19 protein-coding genes are annotated in these 18,112 nt (G+C 68.7%); 10 read left to right on the top strand and 9 right to left on the bottom strand.

The window, feature by feature from the left end; genetic code table 11:
- Window positions 1-1,710, top strand: a complete 1,710-nt coding sequence (gene kstD / locus CKW28_RS20180; RefSeq protein ID WP_040547667.1) for a 3-oxosteroid 1-dehydrogenase — start codon at window positions 1-3, stop codon at window positions 1,708-1,710.
- A gap of 2 nt (window positions 1,711-1,712) precedes the next feature.
- A complete protein-coding gene (locus tag CKW28_RS20185; RefSeq protein ID WP_003926347.1) occupies window positions 1,713-2,573 on the top strand; it encodes an enoyl-CoA hydratase ChsH3 in 861 nt (286 codons plus the stop codon).
- A 76-nt stretch (window positions 2,574-2,649) separates the two neighbouring features.
- On the opposite strand, the gene ltp2 is transcribed toward CKW28_RS20185, so the two are convergent.
- The 6 genes from ltp2 to CKW28_RS20215 are packed head-to-tail and all read right to left on the bottom strand — an operon-like array spanning window position 2,650 to window position 8,694.
- Window positions 2,650-3,810, bottom strand: coding sequence for a 17-hydroxy-3-oxo-4-pregnene-20-carboxyl-CoA lyase (ltp2, locus tag CKW28_RS20190; RefSeq protein ID WP_003926348.1), 1,161 nt, complete (start codon window positions 3,808-3,810; stop codon window positions 2,650-2,652).
- The gene (locus CKW28_RS20195; RefSeq protein WP_003926349.1) at window positions 3,810-4,211 is read right to left on the bottom strand and encodes a MaoC family dehydratase; all 402 of its coding nucleotides are present in this window, start codon (window positions 4,209-4,211) and stop codon (window positions 3,810-3,812) included. The genes ltp2 and CKW28_RS20195 overlap by 1 nt, the downstream gene beginning before the upstream one ends.
- Entirely contained in the window at window positions 4,208-5,161 is a 954-nt protein-coding gene (locus tag CKW28_RS20200) for a bifunctional MaoC family dehydratase N-terminal/OB-fold nucleic acid binding domain-containing protein (RefSeq protein ID WP_003926350.1), read from the bottom strand. Before CKW28_RS20200 ends, CKW28_RS20195 begins: the two co-directional genes overlap by 4 nt.
- Window positions 5,162-6,337, bottom strand: coding sequence for an acyl-CoA dehydrogenase FadE29 (fadE29, locus tag CKW28_RS20205; RefSeq protein WP_003926351.1), 1,176 nt, complete (start codon window positions 6,335-6,337; stop codon window positions 5,162-5,164).
- A gap of 1 nt (window position 6,338) precedes the next feature.
- Window positions 6,339-7,409, bottom strand: a complete 1,071-nt coding sequence (locus CKW28_RS20210) for an acyl-CoA dehydrogenase family protein (RefSeq protein ID WP_003926352.1) — start codon at window positions 7,407-7,409, stop codon at window positions 6,339-6,341.
- 34 nt (window positions 7,410-7,443) lie between these two features.
- The gene (locus tag CKW28_RS20215; RefSeq protein ID WP_003926353.1) at window positions 7,444-8,694 is read right to left on the bottom strand and encodes a cytochrome P450; all 1,251 of its coding nucleotides are present in this window, start codon (window positions 8,692-8,694) and stop codon (window positions 7,444-7,446) included.
- A 118-nt stretch (window positions 8,695-8,812) separates the two neighbouring features.
- On the opposite strand from CKW28_RS20215, the gene CKW28_RS20220 reads away from it, so the two are divergent.
- Window positions 8,813-9,988 carry a steroid 3-ketoacyl-CoA thiolase gene (locus CKW28_RS20220; RefSeq protein ID WP_003926354.1) on the top strand — a complete coding sequence of 392 codons (1,176 nt, stop codon included), beginning with the start codon at window positions 8,813-8,815 and terminating at the stop codon, window positions 9,986-9,988.
- 3 nt (window positions 9,989-9,991) lie between these two features.
- On the opposite strand, the gene CKW28_RS20225 is transcribed toward CKW28_RS20220, so the two are convergent.
- Window positions 9,992-10,390 carry a DUF8021 domain-containing protein gene (locus CKW28_RS20225; RefSeq protein WP_003926355.1) on the bottom strand — a complete coding sequence of 133 codons (399 nt, stop codon included), beginning with the start codon at window positions 10,388-10,390 and terminating at the stop codon, window positions 9,992-9,994.
- A 29-nt stretch (window positions 10,391-10,419) separates the two neighbouring features.
- Between CKW28_RS20225 and CKW28_RS20230 the strand changes: the two genes are divergently transcribed.
- The 3 genes from CKW28_RS20230 (at window position 10,420) to CKW28_RS20240 (ending at window position 12,809) form a co-directional block, all read left to right on the top strand.
- On the top strand, window positions 10,420-10,896 hold the full coding sequence (locus CKW28_RS20230; protein ID WP_003926356.1) for a nitroreductase family deazaflavin-dependent oxidoreductase: 477 nt from the start codon (window positions 10,420-10,422) through the stop codon (window positions 10,894-10,896).
- On the top strand, window positions 10,893-11,339 hold the full coding sequence (locus CKW28_RS20235) for a nitroreductase family deazaflavin-dependent oxidoreductase (RefSeq protein ID WP_003926357.1): 447 nt from the start codon (window positions 10,893-10,895) through the stop codon (window positions 11,337-11,339). Before CKW28_RS20230 ends, CKW28_RS20235 begins: the two co-directional genes overlap by 4 nt.
- Window positions 11,340-11,423: 84 nt before the next feature.
- Entirely contained in the window at window positions 11,424-12,809 is a 1,386-nt protein-coding gene (locus CKW28_RS20240) for a histidine phosphatase family protein (protein WP_081475527.1), read from the top strand.
- 45 nt (window positions 12,810-12,854) lie between these two features.
- Here the strand turns inward: CKW28_RS20240 and CKW28_RS20245 are convergent, their stop codons facing one another.
- Window positions 12,855-13,760 carry an SDR family oxidoreductase gene (locus tag CKW28_RS20245; RefSeq protein ID WP_003926359.1) on the bottom strand — a complete coding sequence of 302 codons (906 nt, stop codon included), beginning with the start codon at window positions 13,758-13,760 and terminating at the stop codon, window positions 12,855-12,857.
- 33 nt (window positions 13,761-13,793) lie between these two features.
- On the bottom strand, window positions 13,794-14,552 hold the full coding sequence (locus CKW28_RS20250; RefSeq protein WP_003926360.1) for an SDR family oxidoreductase: 759 nt from the start codon (window positions 14,550-14,552) through the stop codon (window positions 13,794-13,796).
- A gap of 81 nt (window positions 14,553-14,633) precedes the next feature.
- Here CKW28_RS20250 and echA20 point away from each other — a divergent pair, with 81 nt between their 5' ends.
- The 4 genes from echA20 to ipdC are packed head-to-tail and all read left to right on the top strand — an operon-like array spanning window position 14,634 to window position 18,089.
- Entirely contained in the window at window positions 14,634-15,392 is a 759-nt protein-coding gene (echA20, locus tag CKW28_RS20255) for a (7aS)-7a-methyl-1,5-dioxo-2,3,5,6,7,7a-hexahydro-1H-indene-carboxyl-CoA hydrolase (protein WP_003926361.1), read from the top strand.
- On the top strand, window positions 15,389-16,273 hold the full coding sequence (ipdA, locus tag CKW28_RS20260) for a cholesterol ring-cleaving hydrolase subunit IpdA (protein WP_003926362.1): 885 nt from the start codon (window positions 15,389-15,391) through the stop codon (window positions 16,271-16,273). Before echA20 ends, ipdA begins: the two co-directional genes overlap by 4 nt.
- The gene (ipdB, locus tag CKW28_RS20265) at window positions 16,270-17,019 is read left to right on the top strand and encodes a cholesterol ring-cleaving hydrolase subunit IpdB (RefSeq protein WP_003926363.1); all 750 of its coding nucleotides are present in this window, start codon (window positions 16,270-16,272) and stop codon (window positions 17,017-17,019) included. The genes ipdA and ipdB overlap by 4 nt, the downstream gene beginning before the upstream one ends.
- A complete protein-coding gene (gene ipdC / locus CKW28_RS20270; protein WP_003926364.1) occupies window positions 17,016-18,089 on the top strand; it encodes a (3aS,4S,5R,7aS)-5-hydroxy-7a-methyl-1-oxo-octahydro-1H-indene-4-carboxyl-CoA dehydrogenase in 1,074 nt (357 codons plus the stop codon). Before ipdB ends, ipdC begins: the two co-directional genes overlap by 4 nt.
- Window positions 18,090-18,112 lie beyond the last annotated feature (23 nt).

Below are 18,112 nucleotides of genomic sequence, written 5' to 3' on the forward strand. Positions count from 1 at the left end.
ATGACTGGTCAGGAGTTCGATGTCGTCGTGGTGGGCAGCGGCGCTGCCGGCATGGTCGCCGCGCTTACCGCCGCTCACCAGGGCCTATCCACAGTAGTCGTGGAGAAGGCGCCGCACTACGGCGGCTCCACTGCCCGGTCCGGGGGTGGGGTGTGGATCCCGAACAACGAAGTGCTCAAGCGTGACGGGGTCACCGACACCCCCGAAGAGGCCCGCAGATACCTGCACGCGATCGTCGGCGACGTGGTCCCGGCGGAGAAGATCGACACCTACCTGGACCGCGGCCCGGAGATGCTGTCGTTCGTGCTCAAGCACACCCCGCTGAAGCTGTGCTGGGTGCCCGGGTACTCGGACTACTACCCGGAGACCCCGGGCGGCAAGCCCACCGGCCGCTCGGTGGAACCCAGGCCGTTCGACGCCAAGAAGCTCGGCCCGGACATGGACACGCTGGAACCGCCGTACGGCAAGGTGCCGATGAACATGGTGGTCATGCAGCAGGACTACGTCCGGCTGAACCAGCTCAAGCGGCACCCGCGCGGTGTGCTGCGCAGCCTCAAGGTGGGCATCCGCTCGATGTGGGCCAACGCCACCGGCAAGAACCTGGTCGGCATGGGCCGGGCGCTCATCGCGCCGCTGCGGATCGGCCTGCGCGAGGCCGGCGTTCCGCTGCTGCTCAACACCGCGATGACCGACCTGTACGTCGAGGACGGCGTGGTCCGCGGCATCTACGTGGTGGACGCCAGGGACCCCGAATCCGCCGAGCCCCGGCTGATCCGCGCCCGCCGCGGCGTCATCCTCGGATCCGGCGGGTTCGAGCACAACGAGCAGATGCGGGTCAAGTATCAGCGCCCGCCGATCACCACCGAATGGACGGTGGGCGCCAAGGCCAACACCGGTGACGGCATCCTCGCCGCCGAGAAGCTCGGCGCCGCACTGGAGATCATGGAGGACGCCTGGTGGGGTCCGACCATCCCGCTGCCCGGTGCGCCGTGGTTCGCCCTGTCCGAACGCAACTCGCCCGGCTCGATCATCGTCAACATGGCCGGCAAGCGGTTCATGAACGAGTCGATGCCGTATGTCGAGGCCTGCCACCACATGTACGGCGGCGAATACGGTCAGGGCCCCGGCCCGGGCGAGAACATCCCTGCCTGGCTGATCTTCGACCAGCGCTACCGGGATCGTTATCTGTTCGCGGGATTGCAGCCGGGACAGCGGATCCCGAAGAAGTGGCTGGACTCCGGCGTGATCGTCAAGGCCGACACCCTCGCCGAGCTGGCCGCCCGGATCGGGGTTCCCGAGCAGGACTTCCTCGCCACCGTCGAGCGGTTCAACGGGTTCGCGCGCGCCGGGGTGGACCAGGACTTCCGCCGCGGCGAGAGCGCCTACGACCGGTACTACGGTGACCCGACCAACAAGCCCAACCCGAACCTGGGCGAGATCGATCAGGCGCCGTTCTACGCGGCCAAGATGGTGCCGGGCGACCTGGGCACCAAGGGCGGCATCCGCACCGACGTGCACGGCCGCGCGCTGCGCGACGACGGCTCGGTGATCGACGGTCTCTACGCCGCAGGTAATGTCAGTTCGCCGGTGATGGGGCACACCTATCCCGGCCCGGGCGGCACCATCGGCCCGGCCATGACCTTCGGTTACCTCGCGGCCCTGCATGTGGCCGGAGCCGCCACCGCGACATCTGACCCTGGAAAGAGTTGACGATGCCCATCAATCTCGACGAAGCACTCGGCGCCGAACTGGATCCCATCGAATTCTCCTGGACCAGCAGCGATGTCCAGCTCTATCACCTGGCGCTGGGCGCCGGCGCCGACCCGATGGACCCGCGCGAGCTGCGCTACCTCACCGACGGCACCCCGCAGGTGCTGCCCACCTTCGGCAACGTCGCGGCCAGCTTCCACATGACCGAGCCGCCGCAGGTGAAGTTCCCGGGGATCGACATCGAGCTGAACAAGGTGCTGCACGCCTCGGAGGCGATCAGCGTGCCGGCGCCGCTGCCGCCCAGTGGGACCGGTCGCGCGGTGCAGAAGTTCACCGAGATCTGGGACAAGGGCAAGGCAGCGGTGATCTGGTCGGAGACCACCGTCACCGATCCGGACGGCACGCTGCTGTGGACCCAGAGGCGCTCGATCTACGCCCGCGGCGAGGGCGGGTTCGGCGGTGAGCGTGGACCGTCGACCAACACCGCGCCGCCCGACCGCGCCCCGGACGCCAAGGTCACCCTGCCCACCCTGCCCCAGCAGGCACTGCTGTACCGGCTGTGCGGCGACCGCAACCCGCTGCATTCGGACCCGGAGTTCGCTGCGGCGATGGGCTTTCCGCGGCCGATCCTGCACGGGCTGTGCACCTACGGCATCGCGTGCAAGGGCATCGTGGACCACTTCCTCGACGGTGACGTCAGCCGGATGCGCTCCTACGGCGCCCGGTTCGCCGGGGTGGTCTACCCGGGTGAGACGCTGCAGGCCAACGTCTGGAAGGAAGACGACCGTTACGTCGCCGTCGTCACGGTGCCGGAGCGTGGCGACGAAGTGGTGCTGTCGGGTGTGGAGCTGGTCCCGGCCTGAGCACAGCTGCCATGAAAGGAAAGCCGTTGCGGATCTTCCGCAACGGCTTTCCTTTTCGGTCCGTGGGACCGGTCCGTCAGCCCAGGATCAGCCCGGATGTCGGCACCCCGGTGCCCGCGGTCACCAACACGTGTTCGACGTTGTCGACCTGGTTGACCGAGGTGCCGCGCAGCTGACGCACGCCCTCGGCGATGCCGTTCATGCCGTGGATGTAGGCCTCCCCCAGCTGACCGCCGTGAGTGTTGATGGGCAGCCGGCCGCCGATCTCGATCGCCCCGTCGGCGATGAAGTCCTTGGCCTCACCCTTGCCGCAGAAGCCCAGCTCCTCCAGCTGGATCAGGGTGAACGGGGTGAAGTGGTCGTAGAGCACCGCGGTCTGGATGTCGTCGGGGGTCAGCCCGGACTGCGCCCACAGCTGCCTGCCGACCAGCCCCATCTCCGGCAGCCCGTCCAACTCGGGCCGGTAGTAGCTGGTCATCGTGTACTGGTCGGCGCTGGAGCCCTGCGCTGCCGCCTCGACGACCACCGGCCGGTGCTTGAGATCCCTCGCCCGCTCCACCGACGTGACCACGATGGCCACCGCGCCGTCGGTCTCCTGGCAGCAGTCCAGCAGCCGCAACGGTTCGGCGATCCACCGCGAGTTCTGGTGATCCTCGATGGTGATCGGCTTCTGGTAGAAGTAGGCCTTCGGGTTCTTGGCCGCATGCTTGCGGTCGGCCACCGAGATGACACCGAAGTCCCGGCTGGTCGCCCCGGACAGATGCATGTACCGGCGCGCGATCATCGCCACCTGCGCGGCCGGCGTGGACAGCCCGTGCGGGTAGGAGAAGCTGTTGTCCACGCTGGTGGAATCCGCCCCGGTGATCAGCCGGGTCTGCACCTGCCCGAACCGCATTCCGGACCGTTCGTTGAAGGCCCGGTAGGCCACCACCACGTCGGCCACCCCGGTGGCCACCGCCATCGCGGCCTGCTGCACGGTGGCGCAGGCCGCACCGCCGCCGTAGTGGATCTTGGAGAAGAACTTCAGTTCCGGAATGCCCACCGCGCGGGCCACCGCCACCTCGGTGTTGGTGTCCATGGTGAAGGTGGTCAGACCGTCGACGTCGGCGGGAGTCAGCCCGGCGTCGTTCAGCGCGTCGAGCACGGCCTCGGCCGCCAGCCGCAGTTCACTGCGCCCGGAGTCCTTCGAGAAGTCGGTTGCGCCGATGCCGACGATGGCGGCTTTACCGGACAACATCAGCTCTCTCCCATGGTCAGAGTCGTGGTCGCGATGATGTGGTCGCCCAGGCTGTTGGAACCCACCACCTTCACCGTCACCAGGCCGTCCACCACGTCGGTGACCTCGCCGGTGAACGTGACGGTGTCGTAGGCGTACCACGGCACCCCGAGCCGCAGCTTGATCGACTTGATCCGCGCCGCCGGGCCCGCCCAGTCGGTCAGATACCGCTGCACCAGCCCGGTGTCGGTGAGGATGTTGACGAAGATGTCCTTGGAACCCTTGGCCTGCGCCTTGTCCCGGTCGTGGTGCACGTCCTGGAAGTCGCGGGTGGCCAACGCCGTCGACACGATGAACGTCGGATCGGCATGGATTTTCAGTTCGGGCAGCTTGGTGCCCACCTCGACGACGGGTGTGCTCATGTGTCCGGCTCCCAGGCGTACAGCGTCCAACTCGGACCACTCTCGGTTTCGGGCAGGTCGATGAACATCACCCGCACCGGCATGCCGATCTGCACGGCCGCCGGATCGACGTTGCGGAGTTCACCGAGCATCCGCACCCCCTCGTCCAGCTCCACCAGCGCGATGACGAACGGCAGGGTGCGGCCCGGGACCTTCGGGGCATGGTGCACCACGAAACTGAACACCGTGCCCCGGCCGCCGGCGACGACGTAGTCCACCTCCTCGGACTTGTCCTGCCACACCGCGGGCACCGGGGGATGCTGCAGCGTGCCGTCCGGGAGGCGCTGGATGCGCAGCTCGTGGGCGTTGACCCCGTCCCAGAAGAACTGGGTGTCGCGGGACGGCGCCGGGCGCATCAGCTTCTCCGGGTCCAGGTCGTCGGGGACCACCGGTCCGGTGGTCTTCTCCCGGGGCCGGAACTTCATGATGCGCCAGTCCATCTCGGCGACGGTCTCACCGCCGTCGACCTGCCAGGTGATGTGCTGGTTGATGAAGTAGCCCTCACCCAACGCGGTCTGCTTCGGCCCGATGACATCGGTGATCTCGGCGTTGATGGTCACCTCTTCGCCGGGGCGCAGATACCGGTGGTAGGTCTGGTCGCAGTTGGTGGCGACCACTCCGACGAACCCGGCGTCGTCGAACAACCGCATCATCTTCGACAGCGGATCGTCGTCCGGGCGGCCCTCGCCGAGCCCGCCCATGGTCCACACCTGGATCATCGCCGGTGGCGCCACCACACCCGGATGGCCGACCGCCCTGGCCGCCTCGTCGTCGACGTAGATCGGGTTCCTGTCGCCGATCGCGTCCACCCAGTGGTGAATCATCGGCTGGTTCACCGGGTCGCGGCCCTTGCGCGGTGCGCTCGTCCCCGCCGCCTTGATTTCGTCGATGGCCGACTGCAATTCACTCATCTACCGTGGCACCCTCGGAACCTTCAGCCCGGACGCGGCGATCATCTCCCGCATCACCTCGTTGACCCCGCCACCGAAGGTGATGACGAGGTTGCGTTTGGTCTGCTTGTCCAGCCAGTCCAGCAGTTCGGCGGTCTCCGGATCGGCCGGGTCGCCGTATCCGCCGACGATCTCCTCGGCGAGCCGGCCGACCTTCTGAATCCGCTCGGTGGAGAACACCTTGGTGGCGGCCGCGTCGGCGACGGCGATCGTCTCACCGGCCGCGGCGACCTGCCAGTTGAGCAGTTCGTTGATCCGCCAGATCGCCCGGATCTCACCAAGGATCCGGCGCACGTTGGCGTCGTCGATCGGGGCCCCGCCGGAGGGGCCGGGTTTGGTCGCCCAGGCGTGCACCTTGTCGTAGATCCCGGCCACCTTGCCCGCCGGCCCCAGCATCACCCGCTCGTGGTTGAGCTGGGTGGTGATCAGCTTCCAGCCACCGTTCTCCTCGCCGACGAGCATGTCGGCCGGGACGCGCACGTCGTTGTAGTAGGTGGCGTTGGTGTGGTGGGCTCCGTCGGACAGGATCATCGGCGTCCAGGAGTAGCCCGGATCCTTGGTGTCGACGATCAGGATCGAAATGCCCTTGTGCTTGGCCGCATTCGGGTCGGTACGGCAGGCCAGCCAGATGTAGTCTGCGTCGTGGGCACCGGTGGTGAACACCTTCTGCCCGTTGACCAGGTAATACTCGGCAGACCCCTCCTTTCGCCGCACGGCGGTGGTGCGCAGCGACGCCAGGTCGGTGCCAGCCTCGGGTTCGGTGTAGCCGATCGCGAAGTGCACTTCACCGGCCAGGATCGCGGGCAGGAACTTCTTCTTCTGTTCCTCGGTGCCGTACACCTGCAGCGTCGGGCCGACCGTCTGCAGGGTCACCGCCGGCAGCGGGACATCCGCCCGGGCCGCCTCATTGACGAAGATGCTCTGCTCGACCGGGCCGTAACCGAGCCCGCCGAACTCCTTGGGCCACCCCACACCGAGCTTGCCGTCGGCGCCCATCCGCCGGATCACCGCGCGGTAGGCCTCGTTGTGCCGGTCGACCTCCATCGCCCTGCGCTCCTCGGGCGAGATGAGGTTGGCGAAGTATTCGCGCAGTTCGGCCTGCAGTTTCTTCTGTTCCGGAGTCAGTTCGATGTACATCTCAGTTCCCGTCGTCCCCTGGCCCCCGGCCGCCCACGGCGGCATCCGCCAGATCCAGGCCCCCGAGGCGATCCAGACACCGCGACGGGCCACCCACCAGGCGGGTCAGATCCTTGATGGTCGAGTAGTAGCGGTCCATCGGATAGTCGATGTCCATACCCATCCCGCCGTGCAGGTGGTGGCACAGTTGCATCACCGGTGGCGCCTCGGCCGCCAGCCAGTACCCGAGCACGGCCAGATCCTCCCGAGTCTGCGGATCGTCGGCCGGCCCCTCGGACAGCCGCCAGATCACCGACGTCGACGCCAGATCCAGTGTGCGCGAGGCGATGTAGACCTCGGCGAGGTGGGCGGCGACGGTCTGGAAGGTGGACAGCGGTTTACCGAACTGCTCCCGGTTGGCGACGTAATCCGCGGTCAGCCGCAGCGCACCGGCGACCAGCCCGGCCGCGTAGGCGCCGATCGCCGCGAGCGCGTACTGGTTCAGCCGAGCCACCGTCGCGCCGTCGAGCACATCGGCGTCGGGCACCTCGACGTCGGTGAACGTGACCGAGTATTCGTCGGTGCCGTTGGCGGTCGGCGACTTGGTGATCTGCACGCCGGCGGCGTTCGGCGACACCACCACCACACCGGCGTCGGTGCTCACCACCATCCACTGGGCCTGCGCCGCGTAACCGACGGCGACCTTGGTGCCGTTGAGCTTTCCGCCGCGCAGGCTGGTGGCCGGCCGGTCGGGCAGCGCCGCCCCGGGCTCATTGAGCGCGGCGGTCAGGATCGCGCCCTCGGCGACGCCGGCGAGGTAGCGGTCCTGCTGTTCCTCGGAGGCCAGCTCGAGCAGCGGCGTGACCGCCAGCCCCAACGTGGCCAGTGCCGGACCCACCGCACCGTGGCGGCCGATCTCGGTGAGCGCGGTGGCGACCTCGGCGAGGCCGACACCGTCGCCGCCCAGCCGTTCCGGCACCGGAAGGGCAGCGACACCGCCGGACACCAGTGCGTCCCAACTGGTTTCCCGGCTCAGGACCGAGGTGACCACGTCGGCGACAGCCTGCTGCCCCTCGTTCGGACTGAAGTCCACCCGATTCCTCCTTGAAACGAGCGCGCCTGTGACGCTACTTGGCGACCGGGCACGTGCCGGTGTAGTCCACCTGCCAGTGCTTGATGCCGTTGAGCCAACCAGACTTCAACCGCTCCGGGGTGCCGATCGGGGTGAGATCGGGCATGTGGTCGGCGATCGCGTTGAACATCAGGTTGATCGTCAGCTTCGCCAGGTTCGCCCCGATGCAGTAGTGCGCCCCGGTGCCACCGAAGCCGACGTGCGGATTCGGGTCGCGCAGGATGTTGAACGTGTGCGGGTCCTCGAAGACCTCTTCGTCGAAGTTGGCCGACCGGTAGGACATCACGACCCGCTCGCCCTTCTTGATCTTCACACCGCTGAGCTCGACGTCCTCGAGGGCGGTGCGCTGGAAGGCCGACACCGGGGTGGCCCACCGCACGATCTCGTCGGCGGCGGTCTCCGGGCGCTCCCGCTTGTACAGCTCCCACTGATCGGGGTTCTGCGAGAACGCGATCATGCCGTGGGTGATCGAGTTGCGGGTGGTCTCGTTGCCGGCCACCGCGAGCATCACCACGAAGAAGCCGAACTCGTCCTCGGAGAGCTTCTCCCCGTCGATGTCGGCGTGGACGAGCTTGCTGACGATGTCGTCGGTCGGGTTCTTGATCCGCTCGTCGGCCATCGCCATCGCGTACTGGATCAGTTCGACCGAGGACATCGCCGGGTCGATGTGGGCGTACTCGGGGTCCTCGCCGGCGGTCATCTCATTGGACCAGCGGAAGATCTTGTCCCGGTCGTCCTGCGGCACCCCGAGCAGCTCGGCGATCGCCTGCAACGGCAGCTCGCACGCCACCTGCTCGACGAAGTCACCGCGCTCCTGGGAGCGGGCGACCTCGGCGATGTTCTGGGCGCGGGCGCGCAGCTCGTCCTCCAGCCGGCCGATCGCCCGCGGGGTGAACCCGCGCGAGATGATCTTGCGCAGCCGGGTGTGCTGCGGTGCGTCCATGTTGAGCAGCACGTTGCGCTGCACGTCGATGGCCTCGCGGGTCATGTCCTGCGGCCAGACCGGGATCGCGCCGTCCGGCGAGCTGCCGAAGACGTCGCTGCGCCGCGAGACCTCCTTGACGTCGCGGTGCTTGGTTACTATCCAGTAGCCTTTGTCGCCGAAACCGCCGGTGCCACCCGGCACGTCAACCCAGTGAATGGGCTCGGACTTGCGCAGTTCAGCGAGTTCTGCGACCGGCAGACCCTTGAGGTTCAGTTCTGCATCGAGGGGATCGAAGCCCTTGGGCAGATTCGGGCAAGGCATGAGCGTGCTCCTTACTGCAACGTGTTCTAGTGTCATTGAAACATGCCTTCGTCCCAGATCAAAGGCATGGTCACATCCCCGCTTGTCAGGCTAATGAAACGTGTTCTAGCCTGGGGTAATGGGTAACCCGGTCATTGTCGAAGCCACCCGCAGCCCCATCGGTAAGCGCAACGGGTGGTTGTCAGGTCTACACGCCACCGAGCTGCTGGGCGCGGTGCAGAAGTCGCTCGTCGACAGGGCGGCGAGCCAGGGCGAGCTGCAAGCCGCCGACGTCGAACAGGTGATCGGCGGCTGCGTCACGCAGTACGGCGAGCAGTCCAACAACATCACCCGGGTGGCATGGCTGACCGCCGGCCTGCCCGAGCACGTCGGCGCCACCACGGTGGACTGCCAGTGCGGCAGCGGTCAACAGGCCAACCACCTGATCGCCGGGCTGATCGCCGCCGGCGCCATCGACATCGGCATCGCCTGCGGCGTGGAGGCCATGAGCCGCGTCGGCCTCGGCGAGAACGCCGGGCCGGACCGCTCCAAGATCCGCGCCGCCTCCTGGGACATCGACATGCCCAACCAGTTCGAGGCCGCCGAGCGGATCGCCAAGCGGCGCGGCATCACCCGTGAGGACGTCGACCAGTTCGGTCTGCAGTCGCAGCTCAAGGCGCAGCAGGCGTGGGCGGAAGGCCGGTTCGACCGGGAGATCTCGCCGATCGAGGCCCCGGTGCTCGACGAGCTGAAGCAGCCCACCTCCGAACGGCAGCAGGTCAGCCGTGACCAGGGCCTGCGGGAGACCACCCTGGAGGGGCTGGCCGGACTCAAGCCGGTCATCGAGGGCGGCATCCACACCGCGGGCACGTCGTCGCAGATCTCCGACGGCGCCGCGGCGGTGCTGCTGATGGACGAGGACGTCGCCAAGGCGCGCGGGCTGAAGCCGCGGGCCCGGATCGTCGCCCAGGCGCTGGTCGGCGCCGAACCGTACTACCACCTCGACGGCCCGGTTCAGGCCACCGCCAAGGTGTTGGAGAAGGCCGGCATGAAGATCGGCGACATCGACATCGTCGAGATCAACGAGGCGTTCGCGTCGGTGGTGCTGTCCTGGGCCCGGGTGCACGAACCGGACATGGACCGGGTCAACGTCAACGGCGGCGCGATCGCGTTGGGTCACCCCGTCGGCAGCACCGGCAGCCGGTTGATCACCACCGCGCTGCACGAGCTGGAACGCACCGACAAGAGCACCGCGCTGATCACCATGTGCGCCGGCGGCGCCTTGTCCACCGGCACCATCATCGAACGCATCTGACGGCTAGACCCGCTGGATGCCGGGACGGATCCGGGCCCGGATGTGGTGGATTGTGCCGTCGGGGATCAGGAATGTCTCCTCGACGTGCGCGACCACCCGCCGGCCGGCCACCCGTGGCCTGGTGACGATGGTGAACCGGGCGTGCACCTCGTCACCCGCCACGGTGAACTCCCGATCCGTCGCGGCCGCGATGACCCGGAACTGCGGACCGCGATTGAGGCTGCGGCGCAGGTGATTCCCGGAGAACCCGGTCTTGAGGCCGTTCTCCACCCGGGTGCAGTCCGGCGCGAACGGCACCTCGTCGGCGCGGTGGCTGACCAGCGCGTCGATGTAGGCCCCGGCCGCCGCGATGCGCACCTCGTCGGTGATGTCGGGATCGGAAGTTCCGCTGCCGCAATCCATGTCCACCGCCCGAGCATAGGATGACCGCCATGGCAAAGTCACCGCCGCCGAACCTGAATTCGCCGTGGGCCGATGTGTTCATCAAATGGATGGCCCGGCTCAACACCTGGGCCTACCGGGCCAGCGGCGGCCGGCTCGGCGGCACCATGTTCAGGGCGCCGGTGGCTCTGCTGACCACGACCGGCCGCAAGACCGGACAGCCCCGGGTCAGCCCGCTGCTGTACCTGCGCGACGGCGAGCGGATCATCGTGGCGGCGTCGCGGGGCGGCAGCGACAAGAACCCGATGTGGTACCTCAACCTGAAGGCGAACCCGGAGGTGTCGGTGCAGATCCGCCGCGAGGTGCTGGAACTGACCGCGCGCGACGCCACCGAAGCCGAACGGGCGCGCTACTGGCCGCAACTGGTCGCGATGTATCCGACCTTCGAGGACTACCAGCGCTGGACCGACCGGGTGATCCCGCTGGTGGTTTGCGAGCCCCGCTCGGCGGCTAATCAGGAGCCGTGAGCGCCCGCGGGATCCGCAATTCGCGCTGGCTGGCATCGGCGCTCAAGCACTTCGCGCGCGGCCACATCCGGGTGTACCGGCGCAGCAACGGTGTGCTGGGATCGCGGCTGCTGTGGTTCCCGGCCGCCCTGCTGACCACCATCGGCCGCAGAACCGGTGAACCCCGCACCACACCGACGTTGTACCTGCGCGACGGCGACCGGGTGATCCTGCCGGCCTCCTTCGGCGGACGATCCGAACACCCGCAGTGGTACCGCAACCTCAGGGCGAACCCGCGTGTGCACGTCCAGATCGGTGCCCGGCATCTGGATCTGGTGGCCCGTGATGCCACCGCTGCCGAGCGGGACCGCTACTGGCCCGAGTTGACTCGCATCTACCCGCCGTACCGCGGCTACCGCGACGCCACCGACCGGGTGATCCCGCTGGTGGTCTGCGAGCCCTGACCGCCGGGCTTTACAGATTCGCGCCCTTTTGACACGTCGGCGGGTTAAGGTCTGAGCCGCACAGGCCGGACAAGGAGCAGCCCGATGCGGGACAGTCGAATCCTCCGTGTGGTGGTGGCCGCGATCTCAGCGGCGCTGTTGTTCATCGTCTCCGCGATTCCGGCATGGTCGATGACCGTGACGTTCGTACGGCACGGGGAATCGCAGGCGAACGCCGCGCACATCATCGAGACCGACATCCCGGGCCGGGGCCTGACCGAACGGGGGCACGCCGAGGCGGCGGCCGTCGCGGAGATCCTGGCACGAAACGGGCACGACAAGGCCTACTCGTCGCCGCTGTTGCGCACCCTGGAGACCGCCCGCCACTTCGCCGACGACGACTCCGAGATCACCCGGCTGGAGGGAATGCGGGAGATCCCGGGTGGATGGTTCGAGGGCGCGCGCGACGACTCCGGCCTCGAACGACTGCTCTACGGCCTGCCGGGCATCGCCTGGGCGTTGGGCTTGCGGTTCATCCCGGTGCTCGGCTCCGAGGACGGCAACGCCTTCGACGCCCGGGTGGACGCCGCGCTGCGTCAGATCCACGCCGACTACCTGGCGGGCGAAACGCAGAACCCGGTGGTGTTCGGGCACGGCGGCACGATCATGTTCTGGACGATGATGAACGTCGACAACCCCGATCTGCTGCTGATGCTGACCCACACGCTCGGCAACACCGAGACGGTGGTGATCGAGGGCAGTCCGGACGAGGGCTGGACGCTGGTCTCCTGGGCAGGGGTGGAGGTCAGCCGGACTCCGTCACTGCCCACCACACTGTTCGTCCGCACCCGCGATCTGCTCGTCGCGCCGCAGACCGCGCTGTACAACCTCGGTCAGGCGTTGCGCACCGGCGACGTCGTCACGGTCGTCGAGGCATTGCGCGACGGCATCCTCGACGTCGTGACCACCGCCGTGCGGTATGTGCCGAACGTGGTCCGCGACATCGTCGACTCGGTGTTGGAGCGCGAGGCTCAGCAGCCGCCGCAGACCTCGGCGGAGCGGCTCGAGACGGCCGGCGACCGGTCCCGGTCCGACACCGGGCCGGGAGTGACGGCGCCGGCGAGCGGCGCGCCGGCCGCAACGCCGGAGGCACGACCGGCCCGCGCAGAAGTCACCACCGAACTCACCGCAGAGCTCACCACCGAACTCACCGCGGGGCCGCGTCCCGGGCCCGGGGCCGAACCGGAATCTGCGCCGGGGTCCGCGGAGGAGACCGACCTCGCCGCCGTGCCGGCCCTCAAGCCCCATGGCGCAACCGATCTCAGCACCGGCAACAAGGTGGAGCCCGAGCCGGTCAGGGGGGTGAGCCGGCCCCGCGCCACGCTGCGCGACACCGCGGGTCAGCCCACCTCGGTACCGGCCGGAGCCGGGGCCGCCGCGGCGGGAACGTCAAAGGCGGGTGCTGTCACGCGGTGTCGCGCCTGTGCGTGACCAGATCGCTCAGGCCCCCCAGAGCGCTCCGGCCCCCCAGATCACTCAGGCCCCGTAGACCGGCACCGGCTGGCGCGCCTTGGCGAGCAGATCACGCACCACCGGGCCGAGTTCGGCCGGATCCCACCGGGCGCCCTTGTCGGCCTCCGGGCCGTGGGCCCAGCCCTCGGCCACCCGCACCTTGCCGCCCTCGACCTCGAACACCCGGCCGGAGACGTCCTTGGACTCGGCGCTGCCCAGCCACACCACCAGCGGTGAGATGTTCTCCGGGGCCATGGAATCAAATTCCTGATCCTGCGTGGCCATCATCTCGGCGAACACCGTCTCGGTCATCCGGGTGCGCGCCGACGGCGCGATCGCGTTGACCGTCACGCCGTAGCGGCCCAGTTCGGCGGCGGCCACCAGGGTCAGCGCGGCGATGCCGGCCTTGGCGGCGCTGTAGTTGCCCTGTCCGACACTGCCCTGCAGGCCGGCCCCGGAACTGGTGTTGATGATGCGCGCGTCGACGGCCTTGCCCTCCTTGGCCAACCCGCGCCAGTACGCCGCGGCGTGCCGGGTGGTGGCGAAGTGGCCCTTGAGGTGGACCGCGACGACGGCGTCGAACTCCTCCTCGCTGGTGTTGGCGATCATCCGGTCCCGCACGATGCCGGCGTTGTTCACCAGCACGTCCAGGCCGCCGTAGGTGTCGATCGCGGTCTTGACGAGTTCCTCGGCCTGGGCCCAGTCCGCCACGTTCGATCCGTTGGCGACGGCCTCCCCGCCGGCCGCCTTGATCTCGTCGACGACCGCCTGCGCCGCGCTGCCGCCGCTCGCCGGCGAGCCGTCCAGGCCCACCCCGATGTCGTTCACCACGACCCGGGCGCCCTCGGCAGCGAAGGCCAGCGCGTGTGCCCGGCCGATGCCATTGCCCGCTCCGGTGACGATGACCACCCGGCCGTCAACGATTCCCATCCATGCTCTCCTTAACTAGGCCTTGATTCGGGGCTACTTGATCGCGTCCGCGTTCGTCGCCGCCAGATAGTGCGGCGGCTCGCCACCGCCGTGCACCTCCAGCGACGCACCACTGATGTACGAGGCCACGTCGGACGCCAGAAACGCGGTCGCCCAACCCACGTCGGCCGGTGTGGCCAGCCGGCCGAGCGGCACGTTCTTCGAGATCGCCGCGATGGACTCGGCGTCGCCGTAGAACAGATCGGCCTGTTCGGTCTCGACCATGCCCACCACCACCGAGTTCACCCGCACCTTGGGCGCCCATTCGACGGCCAGCGTGCTGGTCAGGCTCTCCACCCCGGCCTTGGCCGCACCGTAGGGCGCGGTGCCCGGGGTCGGCCGCCGGCCGCTGACGCTGGCGATGTTGATGATCGACCCGCCCCGCGGCTGCTTCTGCATGTGGGCGTTGGCGTGCTGGGAAACCGACAGCGGGCCCAGCAGATTGAGTTCGATGATCTTGCGGTTGAACTTCGCCGACGATTCCGCGGTCAACACGTACGGCGAACCGCCGGCGTTGTTCACCACCACGTCGAGGCGGCCGTGCCGGTCGACGATGGTGTCGATCATCGCCGCCACGGCGTCGTCGTCGCGCACATCGCAACTGTGGAACTCATAGGGCAACCCGTCGACCGGGCGGCGGGCACAGGTCACCACGGTCGCCCCCTGGTCGGCGAAAACCGCGCTGATCCCGGCGCCGACGCCGCGGACACCGCCGGTCACCAACACCACCCGGCCGGTCAATCCGAGGTTCACGGGTTCTGGCTCGCTGGTCACTGTGCTAGCGTACCAAGCAAGTGCTTGCTTAGGTAGCGACCCCAGGAAGCGGAAGATCCGATGCCGATAACCACCACCAGTCCCGAACCGGGCATCGTCTCGGTCACCGTCGACTATCCGCCGGTGAACGCCATCCCCTCGCGCGGATGGTTCGAACTCGCCGATGCGATCACGGCGGCCGGCCGTGACCAGCAGACCCACGTGGTGATCCTGCGGGCCGAGGGCCGCGGGTTCAACGCCGGCGTCGACATCAAGGAGATGCAGAACACCGAGGGCTTCACCGCCCTGATCGACGCCAACCGCGGCTGCTACGAGGCGTTCCGCGCGGTGTACGAGTGCGCGGTGCCGGTCGTCGCCGCCGTCAACGGATTCTGCGTCGGCGGCGGCATCGGGCTGGTCGGCAACTCCGATGTCATCGTCGCCTCCGACGACGCGAAATTCGGCCTGCCCGAGGTGGAACGCGGCGCCCTCGGGGCGGCCACCCACCTCTCCCGGCTGGTGCCGCAGCACATGATGCGGCGGCTGTTCTTCACCGCCGCCACCGTCGACGCGCACACGCTGCACCATTTCGGTTCGGTGCACGAGGTGGTGCCCCGCGCCGAACTCGACGAGGCGGCGCTGCGGGTCGCCCGGGACATCGCCGCCAAGGACACCCGGGTGATCCGGGCCGCCAAGGAGGCGCTGAACTTCATCGACGTGCAGCGGGTGAACTCCAGCTACCGCATGGAGCAGGGCTTCACCTTCGAGCTGAACCTGGCCGGTGTGGCCGATGAGCACCGCGACGCGTTCGCGGGGACGAACAAGGGCAAGAAGCAATGAGCGACAAGAGAACCAGCCTGGACGCGGTCGTTGCCGAACTGCGTGACGGCATGACCATCGGCATCGGCGGCTGGGGCTCCCGGCGCAAACCGATGGCGTTCGTCCGGGCGATCCTGCGCAGCGACGTCAAGGATCTTACCGTGGTGACCTACGGCGGGCCCGACCTCGGTCTGCTGTGCGCGGCCGGCAAGGTGCGGCGGGCCTACTACGGCTTCGTGTCGCTGGACTCTCCCCCGTTCTACGATCCGTGGTTCGCCAAGGCCCGCACGTCGGGCGCCATCGAGGTCCGCGAGATGGACGAGGGCATGCTGCGGTGCGGACTGCAGGCCGCGGCCCAGCGACTGCCGTTCCTGCCGATCCGGGCCGGGCTGGGGAGCTCGGTGCCGGATTTCTGGGAGGGTGAGCTCAAGACGGTCACCAGCCCGTATCCGGCCCCCGGCGGTGGCCACGAGACGCTGATCGCGATGCCGGCGCTGAACCTCGACGCCGCGTTCGTGCACCTGAACCTCGGCGACGCCCGCGGCAACGCCGCCTACACGGGCATCGACCCGTACTTCGACGACCTGTACCTGATGGCCGCCGAGCGCCGGTACCTGTCGGTGGAGCGGGTGGTGTCCACCGAGGAACTGGTCAAATCGGTTCCGCCCCAGGCGCTGCTGGTGAACCGGATGATGGTCGACGCCGTGGTGGAGGCGCCCGGTGGCGCCCACTTCACCACCGCCGCACCCGATTACGACCGTGACGAGAAGTTCCAGCGGCACTACGCGCAGGCCGCCGGATCGGAGGACACCTGGCGGGAGTTCGTCGACACCTACCTCTCCGGCAGCGAGGACGACTACCAGGCCGCGGTCCGCACATTCGAACAGGAGGCTTCCTCGTGAGTTCCGTCAGCAGAGCCGAGGTGTGCGCGGTCGCCTGCGCCGAACTCTTCCGCGACGCCGGGGAGATCATGGTCAGCCCGATGACGCCGATGGCCTCCATCGGCGCCCGGCTGGCGCGGCTCACCTTCGCCCCCGACATCCTGCTCACCGACGGCGAGGCCCAACTGTTGGCCGACACCCCGCCGCTGGGGCAGACCGGTCCGGTCGAGGGCTGGATGCCGTTCGGCCGGGTCTTCGAGACCCTGGCCTGGGGCCGCCGCCACGTGGTGATGGGCGCCAACCAGATCGACCGCTACGGCAATCAGAACCTGTCGGCGCTCGGACCGCTGCAGAAGCCCACCCGCCAGATGTTCGGCGTGCGCGGGGCGCCCGGCAACACCATCAACCACGCCACCAGCTACTGGGTCGGCAACCACTCCACCCGGGTGTTCGGCGAGTCGGTCGATGTGGTGTCCGGAATCGGCTGGGACAAGGTCGATCCCGACAACCCGGCGTTCCGGTTCGTCAACATCCACCGGGTGGTGACCAATCTCGGGGTGTTCGACTTCAGCGGGCCGAACCGCCAGATGCGTGCGGTCTCACTGCATCCGGGAATCACCCCGGACGAGGTCGCCGAGAACACCGGCTTCGAGATCCACGACCTCGACAAGGCGGAGCCGACCCGGCTGCCGAGCGACGAGGAACTCCGGCTGCTGCGCGAGGTCATCGACCCCAAATCGGTGCGGGACAGGGAAATCCGGCGTTGAGCAGGATCCGCACCCCCCTCACCGATCTCGTCGGCATCGAGCATCCGGTGGTGCAGACCGGGATGGGCTGGGTGGCCGGGGCCCGGCTGGTCGCGGCCACCGCCAACGCCGGCGGCCTGGGCATCCTGGCGTCGGCGACGATGACGCTGGACGAGCTGCAGACCGCGGTGGACAAGGTCAAGGCCGCCACCGACAAGCCGTTCGGGATCAACATCCGCGCCGACGCCGGTGACGCGAACGAACGCGTCGACCTGCTGATCCGCGAGGGCGTCAAGGTGGCGTCGTTCGCGCTGGCGCCCAAACCCGAGCTGATCGCCCGGCTCAAGGACGCCGGCGTGGTGGTGATCCCGTCGGTCGGCGCGGCCAGGCACGCCGAGAAGGTGGCCGGCTGGGGCGCCGATGCGGTGATCGTGCAGGGCGGCGAGGGCGGCGGCCACACCGGGCCGGTCCCCACGACGCTGTTGCTGCCGTCCGTGCTCGACGCCGTCAGGGACACCGGCATGCCGGTGGTGGCGGCGGGCGGATTCTTCGACGGGCGCGGGCTGGCTGCCGCGCTGGCCTACGGCGCCGCCGGCGTCGCGATGGGCACCCGGTTCCTGTTGACGAAGGACTCCACCGTGCCCGACGCGGTCAAGCGCCGCTACCTGGAGGCCGGGCTGGACGGCACCGTCGTCTCCACCCGGGTCGACGGTATGCCGCACCGGGTGCTGCGCACCGGGCTGGTCGAGAAACTGGAGAGCGGTTCGCCGATCCGCGGCTTCACCGCGGCCGTGCGCAACGCCCAGAAGTTCAAGAAGATGACCGGGATGACCTGGCGGTCGATGATCCGCGACGGCCTGGAGATGCGCCGCGGCAAGGATCTGACCTGGGCGCAGGTCATCATGGCGGCCAACACCCCGATGCTGCTGAAGGCCGGTCTGGTCGAAGGCAACACCGAGGCCGGCGTGCTCGCCTCGGGTCAGGTGGCCGGAATTCTCGACGACCTGCCGTCGTGTGCGGAACTGATCGAGCAGATCGTCGCGGACGCGGTCCGCCACCTCAAGGGCGCTGTCGCCCTGGTCGAGGAGTAGGCCACCCCGGCCAGTGAAGCTGA

This window comes from Mycolicibacterium thermoresistibile (genome assembly GCF_900187065.1).
In the GTDB taxonomy this organism is placed as follows: Bacteria; Actinomycetota; Actinomycetes; order Mycobacteriales; family Mycobacteriaceae; genus Mycobacterium; species Mycobacterium thermoresistibile.